This window comes from Nocardia exalbida NBRC 100660, from assembly GCF_000308575.1.
GTDB classification, from domain to species: Bacteria; Actinomycetota; Actinomycetes; order Mycobacteriales; family Mycobacteriaceae; genus Nocardia; species Nocardia exalbida.
The window spans coordinates 78,535-95,268 of sequence record NZ_BAFZ01000034.1 but is presented as its reverse complement, the minus strand read 5'-3'; the positions used below and the strand labels follow the sequence as shown (position 1 = coordinate 95,268).

12 protein-coding genes and 1 tRNA gene are annotated in these 16,734 nt (G+C 68.7%); 3 read left to right on the top strand and 10 right to left on the bottom strand.

The annotated features are described in order from the left end of the window. Positions 1-2: 2 nt before the first annotated feature. Positions 3-569 carry a helix-turn-helix domain-containing protein gene (locus ON29_RS07400; protein WP_040865399.1) on the bottom strand — a complete coding sequence of 189 codons (567 nt, stop codon included), beginning with the start codon at positions 567-569 and terminating at the stop codon, positions 3-5. 125 nt (positions 570-694) lie between these two features. On the opposite strand from ON29_RS07400, the gene ON29_RS07395 reads away from it, so the two are divergent. Continuing rightward, positions 695-1,390 (top strand): AzlC family ABC transporter permease, encoded by a 696-nt coding sequence (locus ON29_RS07395; RefSeq protein WP_040865398.1) that lies wholly within the window; start codon positions 695-697, stop codon positions 1,388-1,390. Beyond that, on the top strand, positions 1,390-1,698 hold the full coding sequence (locus tag ON29_RS07390; protein ID WP_040865397.1) for an AzlD domain-containing protein: 309 nt from the start codon (positions 1,390-1,392) through the stop codon (positions 1,696-1,698). Before ON29_RS07395 ends, ON29_RS07390 begins: the two co-directional genes overlap by 1 nt. 676 nt (positions 1,699-2,374) lie before the next feature. On the opposite strand, the gene ON29_RS07385 is transcribed toward ON29_RS07390, so the two are convergent. The 8 genes from ON29_RS07385 to ON29_RS07355 all read right to left on the bottom strand — a co-directional run bounded on the left by ON29_RS07385 (position 2,375) and on the right by ON29_RS07355 (position 14,625). After that, entirely contained in the window at positions 2,375-3,043 is a 669-nt protein-coding gene (locus ON29_RS07385; RefSeq protein WP_040865396.1) for a DUF8185 domain-containing protein, read from the bottom strand. 45 nt (positions 3,044-3,088) lie between these two features. Next, the gene (locus ON29_RS07380; RefSeq protein ID WP_281032518.1) at positions 3,089-3,541 is read right to left on the bottom strand and encodes an acyl-CoA thioesterase; all 453 of its coding nucleotides are present in this window, start codon (positions 3,539-3,541) and stop codon (positions 3,089-3,091) included. 8 nt (positions 3,542-3,549) lie between these two features. Then, entirely contained in the window at positions 3,550-8,487 is a 4,938-nt protein-coding gene (locus ON29_RS07375; protein ID WP_040865394.1) for an NAD-glutamate dehydrogenase, read from the bottom strand. 192 nt (positions 8,488-8,679) lie between these two features. After that, on the bottom strand, positions 8,680-8,802 hold the full coding sequence (locus ON29_RS37445) for a hypothetical protein (protein WP_281032517.1): 123 nt from the start codon (positions 8,800-8,802) through the stop codon (positions 8,680-8,682). A 411-nt stretch (positions 8,803-9,213) separates the two neighbouring features. Then, entirely contained in the window at positions 9,214-10,890 is a 1,677-nt protein-coding gene (ettA, locus tag ON29_RS07370) for an energy-dependent translational throttle protein EttA (protein ID WP_040865393.1), read from the bottom strand. A 78-nt stretch (positions 10,891-10,968) separates the two neighbouring features. Then, a complete protein-coding gene (locus tag ON29_RS07365; protein WP_040865392.1) occupies positions 10,969-11,466 on the bottom strand; it encodes a single-stranded DNA-binding protein in 498 nt (165 codons plus the stop codon). 160 nt (positions 11,467-11,626) lie between these two features. Beyond that, a complete protein-coding gene (locus ON29_RS07360) occupies positions 11,627-12,595 on the bottom strand; it encodes a serine/threonine dehydratase (RefSeq protein ID WP_051174959.1) in 969 nt (322 codons plus the stop codon). Next, positions 12,592-14,625, bottom strand: coding sequence for a bifunctional copper resistance protein CopD/cytochrome c oxidase assembly protein (locus tag ON29_RS07355; protein WP_040865391.1), 2,034 nt, complete (start codon positions 14,623-14,625; stop codon positions 12,592-12,594). Before ON29_RS07355 ends, ON29_RS07360 begins: the two co-directional genes overlap by 4 nt. 201 nt (positions 14,626-14,826) lie before the next feature. On the opposite strand from ON29_RS07355, the gene ON29_RS07350 reads away from it, so the two are divergent. Then, positions 14,827-14,900: transfer RNA gene (locus tag ON29_RS07350), tRNA-Arg, on the top strand. Between the two features lie 409 nt (positions 14,901-15,309). On the opposite strand, the gene ectB is transcribed toward ON29_RS07350, so the two are convergent. Next, complete coding sequence (gene ectB, locus ON29_RS07345) at positions 15,310-16,566, bottom strand: diaminobutyrate--2-oxoglutarate transaminase (RefSeq protein WP_040865390.1); 1,257 nt, start codon at positions 16,564-16,566, stop codon at positions 15,310-15,312. Positions 16,567-16,734 lie beyond the last annotated feature (168 nt).

The following is a 16,734-nucleotide window of genomic DNA, read 5'->3' as shown; positions in this document are numbered from 1 at the left end:
GATCAGGTGTATTCCACCACCAGCGTCGCCCAGGTCGGCGAGGCCAGCGCCTCGAAAACGTGCGGCCGGTCACCCGGGTACGCGATGTAGTCGCCCGGGTGTAGTTCGACGGGCGCGTCGACCGGTCCGACGAGCGCGCGCCCCTCGGCGAGCAGTACATGTTCGACCACACCGGCGATGTGCGGATCCGATCGGCGCGCATGCCCCGGCTCCGCGGTGATGCGAAACAGATCGCGGCGGGAATTGGCCGGCCCCGCCGCCAGCAGGGTCGCCCGGTATTCGGATTGCTCGGCCGCGACGACCGGGCCCTCACCGGCACGAATCACGTGCACGCTCGGGCGCGGCGGGTCGAGCAGTCGGGAGAACGGCATATCCAGGGTGACGCACAGCGCCCACAGGGTTTCCAGGCTCGGATTCCCGGTGCCCGATTCCAACTGTGACAACGTGGATTTCGCGATACCCGCCCGGCCGGCGACCTCGCTCAGCGACAACCCGGCCCGAGTGCGCTCGCGGCGCAGCGCGGCGGCGATCACCGCCTGGGGTGTGGTCGTCGCGTCCCGCTCGGTCATACCCGCTCCGTTGTCCTGCGTCGCCTGTGGCGCTACGTCTTCGGTCTCACTTCGCTCCGTGGTCGTGCGAATAGCGACAGAAAACCATATTGACGGAACCGGGCGCCATGTTCACTATAAACAACATGCGTTCGATATGGCGAACACTCGATCGAGATGTGATGACGGGCATCGGGGCGGTGTGTCTCGCCGTCGGCGTGATGGGGGTCTCCTATGGGGCGACCGCGGTCGCGGCGGGCCTGCCGATCTGGCTTCCGATCCTGCTCGGGTGCGTGGTGCTCGCCGGAAGCTCGGAATTCCTCTTCATCGGCATCGTCGCCGCCGGGGGCAGTCCGATCGCGGCGGTGCTAGCGGGTTTGCTGGTGAACGCCAGGCATGTGCCGTACGGACTGTCGGTCCCCGACGCGGTGGGCACGGGCTGGCGCAGGTCACTGGGCGTCCATCTGCTGAACGACGAGTCGGTCGCCATGACCATCGCGCAGCCCGACGCGCGGCGCAGGCGGGCGGCCTACTGGCTCACCGGCGCGGGGGTACTGCTCGCCTGGCCCGGCGGCGCGGCCATCGGGGCGTTGATCGGATCGGTGGTCCCGGACACATCGGCGTTCGGGCTCGACGCGGTGTTTCCCGCAGTCCTGCTCGCGCTGGTGCTGCCGGCTCTGCGGGATCGCACCACCCTCGCCGCGGTGGGTGCGGGCACGGCGATCGCACTGGCCTGCGCTCCGTTCCTGCCCACCGGACTGCCGGTCCTCCTCGCCCTCTGTGGGGTGCTGGTCGTGGTGCGGGGGAAACCTGAGCCGTCGGCCGCGCGGGGAGCCGCGTGATGCTGGCCACCGGAATCATCGCCCTCGCCGCGGGCACCTACGCGTTTCGCTGGGCCGGGCCCGCGCTGCGCGAGCGGGTGCGCATTCCGGCGCGCGCGGTGCGCATGCTGGAAATCGGCGCCGTCGTACTGCTGGCCGCGGTGGTGGCCGTGACCACCCTGCCGATCGGCACCGCGAGCCTCGGATTCGCCGTGCCCGCAGGCGTTCTCGTCGGCGGAGTGTTGGCCTGGTACCAACGCCCCATCCTGCTGGTCATGCTCGCCGCCGCCGCGACGGCGGCGCTCCTTCGCTCGTTCGGCGTCCCCTGACGGGCCCGAACACGCTTCCTGCCACCTTTTTTCGCGAGGGGCGGCGCCGTCCCCTCCTGCCGACGGCGCCGCCCATACCATCGATCGTTCCCGAGCGTCCACGTGCTACCGGGTCCGCCTCGCGCACAGGAATAGCACCGCGTACGGCACAACCGAGCTCGATGATGACCGTCCGGAACGAATTCGATTCTCGCGAAAGGCCGGTCCGGCGCACGACGATCCGTCGTCAGCGGATCGTGCGCGCGACCGACGGCAGCACGACCGCCCAGCGGCACCAGCGGGCGACCCACCCTCGAAGCGGGCCAACGGCGCCGCGACACCCCGCGCGGGCAACCGTCGATACGCGCGACCGCGGGCAGCACACCGCCCACCGGCACCAGCGGGCGATCCACGCCCCCGAGGCGGGCCGACGGCGCCGCGAAACCGCCACATTGTAGAGCGAAAGTACTGCAAGGCAGCACACTCGGGGGTCCGGGAAGCGTTTTCGGTCCCCGAGAACCCTCGCGCGTCGGTAGCCACTCTCGCACCACTCTCCCGCTGCCCCGGGCCGCGCGCATCGACGGGACGCGGCCTCTACGCGGAAGCAGCGAGCTGGAAGCGCGCTCGACGACACGGACGTGGACATTCGAGCAGCGCAACGGTGTCCGGCCCACAGCGGTTTCCGCGCGCGGCACGCTCAATGCGGCAGCAGGGGAATCCCTCCGCCGAGCCGCCGAGCCACGGAGCCGTAGCGGGCGTCGAGCCGCAGCCAAGTCCTGGTCGCCCGGACGCGCACGATCTCGGTGGGCGGGATACGACGGGCGTCGGCCTTCTCCCCCGAATGCGGGATGAAGTCCATGGCCGTGAGGGCGAAGACGACCCGCATCGGCACCTCCACCCGGACGCCCCCGCCGGACACGGTCAGCACCGCCTGATCGAGCAACGAGGCGGGCGGTCCGTGACTGCTGCCGTGTTCCTTCGCCAGCTGCGCACCCTGCTCGGCGAGTTCCACCAAGGTGCGCGCGGGCACGTCGTCGACGTGCGCGAAACCGTCGGTGGGCGGCAGCGCGCCACGCCACGCGGAATCCATCGAGAATCCCAGGTCGATCGGACCGCCGCTCGCCGAACCGGCCAGCACGAGATCGGCGCCGACGGTCACGTCGTCGACACCGAGCTCGGCGACCACCGTGCGCATGGCCAGCGCCTCGAAACCCGTCGCCACCCAGGCCGAGACATACTTCTCCCCGCGGCGGCGCAAGCGCACCACCGCCGCCGGGTCCAGCCGCACGGCCCTGGTCAGAAACGTCGCGAGGTTCTCTCGCTCCGCCGGATCCGGCACACGCAGCACTCGTTGTTCCGCTCTCACGGCAGCTCCGCCGTCAGCACTCGACGATCATCGACGCGCGGCCACTCACTCCATCCATTCGGACAGGTAATCACGCTCGGCGTCGGTGAGCCTGCGCAATCGCTGGGCCCGCATGTCGAACGCCGCGATCTGCGTGGACGCGACCACGGCCGCGGGCGAATCGGGCTGCGCGCCCGCCGCCCGCACCTCGTAACCGATGGTGAAGTCGACCGCGCGCAACTGCTCGATCCACATGGCGATATCCAGCGGCGTGTCCTCGTGCCGCAGCTGGCCGCGGTAGCGGACCCGCAGGTCGGCGAGTACGCATCCCTCGCGCAGCGGCGCGGTCGGACGACCGTCCTCGAACAGCCACGGAATCCGCGCCTCCTCCAGCAACGTCACCATCCGGGCATGGTTGACGTGCTGGAACACGTCCATGTCCGACCACCTGACGTCCACCTTGGCGTGGAAACGCCTGGGCAGCACGAGGCTGCCCGCCGCTTTCCCAATTCCGCTCACCGAACTCGTCAACGTGGTACCTCCGATTGAGCGCCCACCCCGCTCACCATGCTCCGCACTTGCCGCGCTGCAACCGACAACGTGGCGAGATCGTGGGTTCCGGACTCGAACAATTCCGACAGCGCCGCCCTGGCTCGGCCGAGGCGGGACTGATTCTTCGACTCCCAGTATGCAATCTTCTCATCCGCCGTCTCCTCGGGGTCGCCGCCGGAGAGCACGTCGAGGGTGAGCGAGCGCAGCGACCCGTACATGTCGTCGCGCAGCGCGAGCCGCGCCAGCGCGTGCCAGCGGTCGCCGCGTTCGAGGTGGCTGACCGCCTGCAACAGCCAGTCGATCTTGAGGTGATCGTTGAGCGCGTAGTACAGCGAGCCGACCTCGTCGCCGTCCCGGTCGGTGATGTCGGCGATGTCCACGATGTCCAGCAGCGGGAACAGGTGGAGCAGGCCGAAGACCTCGGTGGCCAGATCGGTCGGCGCGCCGCGGGCGATCAGCTCGGCGGACCGGTCGGTGAGGGTCGACACGTGATGTCCGCGCAGCCATCCCGGCACCTTCGGGGCCAGCTCGCGCACGTCGGCGCGGTACCGGCTGATTTCCGAGCCCACCGCGATCGGCTGCGGCCGGTTGCTCAGCAGCCAGCGCGACGCCCGGTCCAGCGTGCGCTTCGTCTCCAGTTCGAGCAGGTCGCGCACCGACGTGGGCGCGTCGCAGGCGCGGATTCGCGTCCACGTCTTGTGCAGGTCGAAGATCCCGCTGGCGGCGGCGAAAGCGCGCACCGCGTCGGTGGTGGTGGCGCCGGCCTCCTCGTTCAACCGGTGCGCGTAGGTGATGCCGCCGTAGTCCACCATCTCGTTGGCGATCATGGTGGTGACGATCTCCCGGCGCAGCCGGTGCCGCTTGATCGCCGCCCCGAAGCGGTCGCGCAGCGGTGTCGGGAAGTAATCCGGCAGCCGCATGGCGAAGTACTGGCTGTCGGGCAGGTCGGAATCGAGCAGATCGGCCTTGAGCGAAAGCTTCACGTGCGCCATCAGATTGGCCAGCTCCGGCGATGCCAGCCCGGAGCCTTCTTCCAGCCTGCGCTTCATCTCCTGATCCGAGGGCAGCGCCTCGAGTTCGCGATCCAGGCCGCGACGCTCTTCGAGATCCTCGATGAGCCGCATCTGCACGCTCAGCATCTGCGACGCCTCGGTGCGCGAGATACCCATGAGGAAGTTCTGCGCCACGTTGTCCCGCAGGACCATCTGCGCGACCTCGTCGGTCATCGAGGCCAGCAGCGGATTGCGGTCGTCCGGCGGCAGCTGACCGCCGGAGACGACGGCATCGAGCAGGATCTTGATGTTGACCTCGTGGTCGGAGCAGTCCACACCCGCCGAGTTGTCCAAGGCGTCGGTGTTCATCTTGCCGCCGCTGCGGCAGAACTCGATGCGGCCCAGCGCCGTCGCACCGAGGTTGCCGCCCTCGCCGATCACCTTGACCCGCAACTTGTTCCCGTTGACGCGCACCGGGTCGTTGGACTTGTCGCCCACTTCGGCGTTGGTCTCGGTGCTCGCCTTGATGTAGGTGCCGATCCCGCCGTTCCACAGCAGATCGACCGGTGCGAGCAGGATGGCGCGGACCAGATCCGGCGGCGACAGCGAGACGACGTCATCGCCGAGGCCCAGCGCCGCCCTGGCCTGCGGGCTGATCGGCACGGCCTTCACGGTGCGGTCCCACACACCTCCGCCGGAACTGATCAGCGACGTGTCGTAATCCGCCCACGACGACCTCGGCAACGCGAACATCCGCTGCCGCTCCCGGTAGGAACGCGCCGCGTCCGGATCGGGATCGAGGAAGATGTGCCGGTGGTCGAACGCCGCCACCAGGCGAATGTGCTCGGACAACAGCATCCCGTTACCGAAGACGTCGCCGCTCATGTCACCGACGCCGACCACGGTGAAGTCCTGGGTCTGCGTATCGATGTCCATCTCGCGGAAGTGCCGCTTCACGCTCTCCCACGCGCCCTTGGCGGTGATGCCCATCGCCTTGTGGTCATAACCCGCGGATCCACCGGAGGCGAACGCGTCGCCCAACCAGAAGCCGTAACTCTGGGCCACATCGTTGGCGATGTCGGAGAACGTCGCGGTGCCCTTGTCGGCCGCCACCACCAGGTACGTGTCGTCACCATCGCGCCGCACGACTCGGGCAGGGGGCAGCACCTCCCCGCTCGCGCGGTCCACATTGTCGGTGACATCCAGCAGGCCGGAGATGAACGTGCGATAGCAGGCCACGCCCTCGGAACCCAGCGCCTGCCGGTCCGCGACCGGATCGCCCGTGGCCGCCGGCGGTTGCTTCACCACGAAGCCGCCCTTCGCACCGACCGGCACGATCACCGCGTTCTTCACCGCCTGCGCCTTCACCAAGCCCAGAATCTCGGTGCGGAAGTCCTCGAGCCGGTCCGACCACCGCAATCCGCCACGCGCCACCGGACCGAACCGCAGGTGCACGCCTTCCACCCGAGGCGAGTACACGAAGATCTCGAACTGCGGCTTCGGCCTGGGCAATTCGGCGATCTCCCGCGGTTCCACCTTCACCGAGACGTATTCGCGCGGCTTGCCCTCCGCGTCGGTCACGTAGTAATTGGTGCGCAGCGTCGCCTTGATCAGGCCGAGGATCGCGCGCAGGATGCGGTCCGCGTCCAGGCTGACCACCTCGTCGATCCGGCCGCGCACCTGCGTCTCCAGTTCCGCGGCGTGCTCGGCGGAGACGGTGTCGGGATCGAAGCGCGCCGCGAACAGGTCGACGAACAGGCGCGCGATATCCGGATAGGTGAGCAGCACACGGCAGATATTGGCCTGGCTGTACGGAAAACCCGCCTGCTGCAAATACTTCGCGTAGGTGCGCAGGATCGAGACGGCCCGCCACGGCAGCCGGGCGCGCAGCACGAGTTCGTTCAGGCCGTCCGCCTCCGCGCGGCCATACCACATCGCCTCGAAGGCTTCCACGAACCGCTCCCGCAGCCCGCGCACCTCCGCCTCCAGCACGTCGGCGCGCTTGGAGGACTCCAGCAGTTCCGCGTCCAGATCCCGATCGAGCGAACTGCGCAGCAGCTCCGCGCGGGCGAGCAGGCCGAAGTCGTAGATCCACCGCTCACCGCCTTCGGCGCCGTCGGCGGCCTCCAGCTCGATCTGGTAGGGCCGCTCGTCGACCACCTCGACCCCGAGGCTCTGCAACAGCGGAAGCACCTGGCTCAACGAGATCCCGCTGCCACCGATGTAGAACGTGAAGCGCCATGAACCCGGTGCCGAACCCGGCTTGCGGTACAGGTATTGGTCGATACCGCCGTCGCGCAGCCGCTCCAGGCGCACGATGTCCCGCAGCGCGCGGGGCGCGGCGAAATCCTGCTTGTAGCCCTCGGGAAAGGCTTCCGCGTACTGCTGCACCACGGCGGGGTCGAGCACCGTCGACGTGCTCACCTCGTCGTTCAGGCGGTCGTCCCAGGTACGAGTCGCCTCGGCGAGCAGGTTCTGCAGACGCAGCCGGTTGGGCTCGGAAGTGTCGGCGACGGGCGGCGTCCGCCGCGGGGCGCCGTGCTCGGCTTCCGGCATGCGCACCGTGAAATACACGCGCGCCAAATCGCTTTCGCCCACTCGCGCGGAGTAGTCGATGGATACCCCACCCAGTTCGCGGACCAGGATCTCCTGCATCTCCAGCCGCGCCCTGGTGGTGTATCGGTCCCGGGGCAGGTAGACCAGGCAGGCGACATAGCGGCCGTAGGTGTCCGCGCGCAGGAAAAGGCGCACCTGGCGGCGCAAGCCCACGCTCAGTACGGCGGTGGCGGTGCGGCGCAGCGTCTCGCCGTCGGCGGAGAACAGCTCGGTGCGGGGGAACGACTGGATCACCTCGAGCATCGCCTGACCGGAGAACGATTCCAGGTCGAATCCGCTCTCCTCGATCGCCGTGCGCACTCGGCGCTCGATCACCGGGATGTCCAGGACGTTCTCGTGCACGGCGGTGACCGTGAAGACGCCGATGAACAAGTGCTCACCGACCACCGCTCCGTTCGCGTCGAAGTCGGCGACGCTGACGAAGTACGGGTACACCGCACGATGCACGGTAGCCGGAACCAGCCCCTGCGTGAGGGTCAGCAGCGGACGGTCGCCGCCGTTGACCGGCACGTGGAAGTCGGTGCCCACGTCCGGACGCAGTACGCCGAGGCAGGTGGCGGGCAGGACAGTGGTCATCTCCCTGCCCTGGTCGGTGCTCAGCCGGTAGCGCGCGTATCCGAGAAGGGTGAAATTCCCCCCGGCCAGCCAGCGCAGCAGGTTGGCGGTGTCGGTCAGTTCGGCCGGTTCGAACGGCGCCGTCCCGGATCGCGCGGCCCGCTCCAGGTCGTCGGCCAGCTTGCTCTGCGCTTCCTTGATGGCCTCGGTGTCACCGATCACCTGCCGCACGTCGTCCACCACATCCGGCATCGCGGATTCGACCTTGGCCAGCAGCGCCGCACTGGTCGACGGGTGCAATTGCACGTGCATCCAGGATTCGCGCAGGCCGGCCGCGCCGGTGCCGTCCACCTCGTGCGCGGCGGCATGCGTCAGCCGGCCCTGCTCGTCCCGCTCCACCTCGAAGATCGGGTGGATGATCTCGCTGACGCTCACACCGATCCGGCTCAGCGACGAGCTGATCGACTCGACCAGCAGCGGCATGTCGTCGGTGACGATCTGCACCGCCGCACCGATTCCGGAAGCGTCATCCGGGTGATAAACCCGGACCAGCGCGCGACCCGGGCGACGAGTCACGGCCAACTCCAAATGCCTGCGAAAGATCTGGGTGATGCCGGTGATCGCACAGTCCACATCGCCCGCGTCGACGTGGCGGAAGTACGCTTCCTCGAGCGTCGCGAGTTCGCCGCGCAGTGACTGCGGCAAACCCGCGGCCCACGCCGCGCTGGACAATTCGGACGAGACGGTCATTTTTCGCCAACTCCCTCGGATATCGGTTCCGTAACAAAGTGACGCCGGTCCGAGAGTAACTGTGCGCCGAGGACGCGTGGGTGAATTCCCTTTCGACATGCAGGAGTTCACCGCGACCGCGCAGTTCGCCGCTCGTGTGCCGAGATCGCACGCGATGACCTCGGGCACAGCACAGAATCGGACCCGCGAACGTCAGGTGAGCGCTACAGGTCGTATCCGCGGCGGCAGCGGCGCCGCACCGGTACCTCGGGTCAGCTCGGCCACCGCGCCGGCGACCGAAGCCGCCGATTGCTCGAACTGCGCCTGCGCATTCACATCTCCACCCTAGCGAGCTACGCGCGGGTAGGTGTCACTCCTGTTTCCGCGTTCGGGGACAAAGCCTTTTCGCGCCGTCCGACCGGGAGCGTTCGACGCCCGCTACCCGGCTCTACTATCCGGCCTCGCCGCCTCCCACGGCGCACCAGCAAACGCTGGGCAGCAGCAGAAACCGCCGCCCGGCCTCCGCGCGTTCTCCCGCGGTGACAGCGGATCACGCACGACGAAATCGACTCGCCGCCATCCGGTCCGAGCGCCGCCCGCATCGAACGGTGGCGGACAGCCGTGGTCGGGCCACCGGATCGCCCGGCAAGAGGGAAAGCGAACCCGCCCGAGGTTGCGCACGAATCTTTCGCCGCTCCGGGCAGGGTGGGTGCGTCCTACGTGGTGCACCCACCCGCCGTGACGAAATCAGCCGCGGGTCAGCTTGCGGTGCGTCACCCGATGCGGGCGGGCCGCGTCCGGGCCGAGCCGCTCGACCTTGTTGGCCTCGTAGGCTTCGAAGTTGCCCTCGAACCAGAACCACTTGGCCTCGTTGTCGGAGTCGCCCTCCCACGCGAGGATGTGGGTGCAGGTGCGGTCGAGGAACCAGCGGTCGTGCGAGATGACCACGGCACAGCCGGGGAACATCTCGAGCGCGTGCTCCAGCGAACCCAGGGTCTCCACGTCGAGGTCGTTGGTCGGCTCGTCCAGCAGGATCAGGTTGCCGCCCTGCTTGAGGGTCATCGCCAGATTCAGCCGGTTGCGCTCACCACCGGACAGGACGCCCGCCGGCTTCTGCTGGTCGGGGCCTTTGAAGCCGAACGCGCTCACATAGGCGCGCGACGGCATCTCCTGCTGGCCGACCTCGATGTAGTCCAGCCCGTCGGAGACCACCTGCCAGACCGTCTTCTTCGGGTCGATGCCCGCGCGGTTCTGGTCGACGTAGCTCAGCTTGACCGTATCGCCGACCTTCACCTCGCCGCTGTCCGGCTGCTCGAGCCCGACGATGGTCTTGAACAGCGTGGTCTTGCCGACGCCGTTCGGCCCGATCACGCCGACGATGCCGTTGCGCGGAAGGGTGAACGACAGGTCCTTGATCAGCTGGCGGTCGCCGAAGCCCTTGTCCAGGTGCTCGACCTCCACCACGACGTTGCCCAGACGGGGGCCCGCGGGGATCTGGATCTCCTCGAAGTCCAGCTTCCGCATCTTCTCGGCCTCGGCCGCCATCTCCTCGTACCGGCCGAGACGGGCCTTGTTCTTGGCCTGCCTGGCCTTCGCGCCGGAACGCACCCAGGCGAGTTCTTCCTTGAGCCGCTTCTGCAGCTTCTGGTCCTTCTTGCCCTGCACCTCGAGCCGCTCGGCCTTCTTCTCCAGGTAGGTGGAGTAGTTGCCCTCGTAGGGGTAGGCGCGGCCGCGGTCCAGCTCGAGGATCCACTGGGCGACGTTGTCCAGGAAGTACCGGTCGTGGGTGACCGCGAGCACGGCGCCCTGGTACTGCGCCAGGTGCTGCTCGAGCCAGTTCACGCTCTCGGCGTCCAAGTGGTTGGTCGGCTCGTCCAGCAGCAGCAGGTCGGGCTTGCTCAGCAGCAGCTTGCACAGCGCCACCCGGCGGCGCTCACCACCGGAGAGGTTGGTGACCGGCTCGTCCGGCGGCGGGCAGCGCAGCGCGTCCATCGCCTGCTCGAGCTGGGAGTCCAGATCCCACGCGTCGGCGTGATCCAGATCCTCCTGGAGCTTGCCCATCTCCTCCATGAGTTCGTCGGAGTAGTCGGTGGCCATCAGCTCGGCGATCTCGTTGAAGCGATCCAGCTTCACCTTGATCTCACCCATGCCCTCCTCGACGTTGCCGCGGACGGTCTTCTCCTCGTTGAGCGGCGGTTCCTGCTGCAGGATGCCGACGGTAGCGCCCGTGGCGAGGAAGGCGTCTCCGTTGTTCGGCTGGTCCAGTCCGGCCATGATCTTCAGCACGCTGGATTTACCTGCGCCGTTCGGGCCGACGACGCCGATCTTGGCGCCCGGAAGGAAGTTCAAGGTGACATCGTCGAGCACGACTTTGTCGCCGTGCGCCTTGCGAACCTTCTTCATCTGGTAAATGAACTCAGCCATAAGTGTGAAGCCTATCGGTGCGTGAGATGAGGGGACGAAGCAGAGCTACCTGCCGCCGGGACGAAACCGGTCGTGCGATCAAGCGTCGACAGGCTCGGGTGCGCTGCTGCGTGGCGGTGCCGAACCGGCGGCTGCGACATTCTCCCCCGGCGCATCGCCGTCCGGTACCCGAGCTTCAGCGCTCGGCACCTCGGAAGTATTCCGCGACGGCAGGTCGGACAACCGCGTCGGCCGCGCCACACAGCGGGACAGGTCCGGTCCGACCACGGTAGCGCGCATCTCCAGGTCCCGTCGTTCCACGCCGTCCTTGCTGCGGTACTCGTGGGAGCGCAGGTGGCCGTAGGCGATGACCGGATCGCCGCGCCGCAGGGACGCGTCGACCCCCGCCACCAGCCTGCGCCAGCAGCTGACCGTGAGGTACAAGGTGCCGTTGTCCACCCATTGCCCCGACGCGTGATCCAGTCGGCGCGAATTGCTCGCCAGCCGGAAGGTGACCACCTGTTCGCCGTTGGCGAGGTCGCGCTTGACCGGATGAGTGGCGATCGTTCCGATCACGGTCGCATGAGCCTCGTACATGATTACGCCCCTTCACATTCGGATCCGGGCCTGCCCGGAATCTCCTCCCCCTCCAGGAGGCTCTTCCAGGGTGCGCCGATCCGCGGGCGTCGAGCGAGCCGATCCGGCAATGTGCACAACTTCCCAAGTTGTGAAGATTGGGCGTTTCACGCAGGCGAGATCAGAACACCGCCACGTCGGTGTTGGCACCGCAGAGCACGATGACCGGACGCTCGTCCGGCTCGGGAACATAGGCTCCGCTGTGCACCGCGGCCAGCGCCGCAGCGCCGGTCAGTTCCACCAGGATGCGGAATTCGCGCCACAGATACTCGCGGGCCGCGCTGATCGCGTCGTCGCTGACCAGCAGCGACCGCACACCGTGCCGGCGCGAGACGTCGAGGGCGATTTCGCCGATCCGCGTCGGGCCCAGCGCGTCGACGGTGAGCCCGGACCCGACGATGTCCACGGGATGGTCCGCCGTCAACGCCGCGCGCAGGATCGCGGTGCCCTCGGGCTCCACCCCGATGACCTGCTGACGGCGCCCGACCGCCGCTGCGATCCCGGCGACGAGTCCGCCGCCGCCCACCGCGGCCAGCACCGGCGGCCGACCGCGCACCTGCTCCTCGAGTTCCAGCCCGACCACACCGATGCCCGCGACCACCGCGGGCAGGTCGTACCCGTGCAGCAGCAGCGCGTCGCGTTCGGCGGCCAGCTCGGCCGCGTGCACCGAGGCCTCCGCATAGGTGGTGCCGTGCCAGAGCACATCGGCGCCGTGCGACCACATCGCGGCGACCTTGGTGTGCGGGGCGGTCTCCGGGACGACGACCGTGCACGACTTGCCCAGTCGCGCGGCGGCGAGCGCGGCCGCGATACCGGCGTTGCCACCGGAGGCGATCACGACCTGATCGGCCCCCTCGCCCGACTCCAGCAGCGCGTTGAGGCTGCCGCGGACCTTGAACGTCCCGCCGTGCTGGAGATGCTCGAGCTTCATCGTCACCGGCACCGGACCGGACGGGCTGGCCACGGACGTGTGGAAGACCGGCGTCTTGCGGATCTGCCCCGCCAGCCGCTTGCGCGCCGATCGCACGTGCGACCGTTCCACCCGCCCGACCGGTCTGTGTGGGGAGACCACGGTGGCGCGTTCACTCACTTACGCACTTCTCCATCTCGCTTGGCCAGTTCGGCGTACATCGCGTTGTATGCGGCGAGTGCGGCGTCGTTGTCGCGTTCGGCGGCTCGATCGGTGCGTTGCGCGAGCCGCTTGTCGCTGCGCGACCATTGGATCAGCAAGGCCAGCATCACCACCACCAGAGGGACCTCACCGCTCGCCCAGGCGAGGCTGCCGCCGGTGCGCTGGTCGCCGAGCAGATCGCCGTTCCAGCCGAGCCCGAGGCCGCGGTAGAACCAGCCGCCGAGCACCGTGGTCGTGCTCATCAGCGCGACGCCGAAGAACGCGTGGAACGGCAGCGAGCCGAACACCATGGCGAGCTTGGTCAGCGGTTCGACCCGCCTCGGCTTGGGATCGATGCCGATCACCACCCAGTAGAACAGGTAACCGCTGAGCAGGAAGTGCGTGTTCATCAGCAGATGCGCGGCGTGCGAGTCGGCGTAGGCGTCGAAGATGCCGCCCAGATACAGCGCGTAGAACCCCGCGACGAAGATCGCCGAGGCCACGATCGGGTGGGTCAGGAAACGCGACACCGGGTTGTGTACGGCGGCCAGCAGCCATTCCCGGGGGCCGGGCGCGCCGCCGCGGCCCGCCGGAGGCAACGCGCGCAACGCCAGCGTCACCGCGCCACCCAGCGCGAACAGGATCGGGGCGAGCATCGACAGCGCCATGTGCGCTCCCATATGCACGCTGAACATCGCGGGCGAGTACCGGCCGACGCCGGAGGAGGTGGCGACGAGCAGCACCACGCACCCGGACAGCCAGGCCAGCGTCCGCCCGGCAGGCCACGCGTCACCCCGCGCTCGCAGCCGCCGCACGCCCAGCAGATACAGCACCGCGAGCACGAGCGACAGCGTTCCGAAGATCAGATCGAACCGCCAGTCGAACATCATGCGGGCGATGCTGGGCGGCCCGGCCAGGTCGTAGCCCAGCTCCACTTCGACGGGGGTCGGAACGGAATCCGGGGGTGGCGGCGGCGTGCGGCCGAGCCCGACCGCGAGGCCGATGGTCGCGGCGAAGATCAGCACCTCGACGCCCGCGTAGCGGACCAGCGCCGAGCGGTCGCGGGGATCGGCGGCGAGGGCGGGCAAGGCGGCGCGGCGCTGGAGATAACCGAACGCGCCGAGCACCGCAAGCGCGGCGGCCTTGGCGAGCACCAGCCTGCCGTAGGTGCTGCTGAACAGCTCGTCCAGCGGCACCCGGACCCAGGAGTTGATCACGCCGCTGACCGCGATGACCGCGAACGCCACCGTGGCGGTCAGCGAGAAGCGCCGCGCCGCCAGGTCGGTGTACGTGCCGCCGCGCAAGGCATGCGCCAGCACCGCGAACAGGCCGCCGACCCAGACGGCGGACCCCACCAGGTGCAGGATCAGGCTGTTGGTCGCCACGTCGTGCGACCCGCCCGAGGACGAATGCCCGGTCAACGCCAGCGGCATCATGGTCGCGATCGCGCCGCCGAGCAGCACCGGAGTCCAGCCCCAGCGCAGCGCGAGCCGGCAGCCGACCGCGACGATCAGCGCGAAGACGACGGTCGTGCGCCAGGCCCCGGCCAGCTCGATCTGACCGATCGCCCGCCACAGACCGTCGGGCCGCAGCACCTCCCCGACCGGCCGGCCCGTGGTGTCCGAGACCGTGAGCGGCACGAGCAGCGCCGCGCAGCATGCCCAGACCACCGCGAAGTTCGATGCCCGGTGCACCGCGCGATATCCGCCGACGTCAAGCAGTCCGTTGTGCTGCGGCGGCACGAGGAAGGCCGCGAAGAGCAGCGAACCGACCGTCAGGGCCGCCGCCAGATCGGCGAGCGCCCGCACCGCGGGCAGGCCGTAGGTGGTCGCCACGCCCGGGTCGGGGATGCCGAGCAGACTCAGCGCCTGCGCCGCCGACAGCCCCACCACCAGTGCCGCGACCACGGCCGCGATGGCGCCGGCCAGCGCGGTGACCGTCGTGAACGTCGCCCCGGACCGGACAGCCTCGGCTTCGGGAGCGGCGGACGAGGTGGGGGCGGACGGCATACGACTGAGCGTAGTTCGGCGAGTAATCCGTGGCCCGGTCGGGTTTGTACCGATATCCTGACCGCGGATCACCACCGGCGCGTCACCTACTGTCTCGGGATGGCTGAAACGTTGCTAACGCTAAGAGTTTGACCACCTGGACGGTCGCTATAATCGACCCGCTGGACAGCACGGCCAATGTCGGCCATCGTGGAACCCGCTGCCTCCGTAGCTCAGTTGGATAGAGCAAGGGCCTTCTAATCCCTAGGTCGCAGGTTCGATTCCTGCCGGGGGCGCAGCACACTGGAGATCCGCAGCTATGCGGGTCTCCAGTGCTATTACCCAGGGAGCGCGAAGCTCAAACACTCGGGGATTCTCCTCCCGTGCATCTCGACCGCGGGCCATGTCCGCGGTCGACCCGAAGTTTTCGCGAGACTTGCGAGCCGGTTGCAGGGCCGGACACCGCACCATTGTCCGCCGCCGACCAGCGCGAGCGCCTGCCAAGCCTCAAATCTTCGCGGCCGAGGACGCGATGTCGTCGGCCGGCGGTGCCACGGCACCCAGGATCTCGGCGACCAGGCCGGGCGGGCACCCCGGCCGCGGTGAGCGAGGCCTCCAGGTCTCCCGCCACCAGACCGAAGGGGTGTCGCAGCACGATTACTCGCCTCACCGCCCCATCGGCACCGGTAAGACCTCCGCAACACGTCAACCGCAGACCGCCTCCATCGCTCCGGTCAACAGGCGAATGCCGTGATCGATCTCGTCGTCGGTGACCGTCAGGGGCGGCATGAGCTTGATCACCTCGTCCGCCGAGCCGGAGGTCTCCACGAGCAGGCCGCGGTCGAACGCGGCCTGGCCGACCTTCTCCGCCAGCGACGCGTCCTCGAAGACGACGCCGTGCACCAGGCCGCGGCCGCGCGCCGAGACCCCCTCGAACGCCTCGGCCAGCCCATCGAGCGCCCGTGCGATCCGCTCCCCCTTGGCGAGGGTCGCGAGTTCCAGCGCGGAATCCGACCAATAGTGCTCGAGCGCCACGCGACCGGTGACGAATGCCGCGTTGTTGCCACGGAAGGTGCCATTGTGCTCGCCGGGCGCCCACTGATCGAGTTCCGGTTTGAACAGCACCAACGCCATCGGCAGGCCGTAGCCGCCGATCGACTTCGACAACGTCACGATGTCGGGCGTGATCCCGGCGACCTCGAAGGAGAAGAACGGCCCGGTGCGGCCGCAGCCCATCTGGACGTCGTCGACGATCAGCAGGATGCCGCGGGCCGAACACAGCTCGGCCAGCCCGCGCAGCCATTCCACGCGGGCCACGTTGATGCCCCCTTCGCCCTGCACCGTCTCCACGATCACCGCGGCCGGTTTGTCCAGACCGGAGGACGGATCGTCCAGCGCCCTGCGCATCCAGAGCAGGTCGTCGGCGATGCCGAGGTATCCGTCGTAGGGCATGGGCATGGCATGCGCGAGCGGCACCCCCGCGCCGGACCGCTTGGCGGCGTTTCCGGTGACCGCGAGGGCGCCGAGCGACATGCCATGGAAGGCGTTGGTGAAACTCAGCACGGTCTGCCGCCCGGTGACCTTGCGGGCGAGCTTCAACGCGGCCTCGACCGCGTTCGCTCCGGTCGGCCCGGGAAACTGGACTTTCCAGTCCAGGCCGCGGGGGCCGAAGACGTTGTCGCGCAGCGCTTCCAGCAGCCGCCGCTTGGCGACGGTGGACATGTCCAGGCCGTGGGTGATGCCGTCGCCCGCGATGTAGTCCAGCAGCGCCCGCTTGAGCACGGGGTTGTTGTGGCCGTAGTTGAGCGATCCCGCCCCGGCGAAGAAATCCAGGTATTCCTTGCCGGTCTCATCGCGCAGCCACGCTCCGCTGGCGGTGTCGAAGACCGCGGGCCAGCAGCGACAGTACCCGCGCACGTTGGATTCGAGTGCCTCGAAAACAGTCATCTCGGTGACGGTCATCGGCGATCCTTACTCGTCGTGCGCGAGCGCTCCACAATCTGAAGTGACAGTGTTTCTAACATTCGCGACGCCTGGATGTGGGCCTTTTCCCCCAAACAGCGCAGGGGCCTTTCCCGGGCCCACCTGGGCCGGTAGGGTTGACTCCTTGTGCGCGGGAGACCGGAGGGG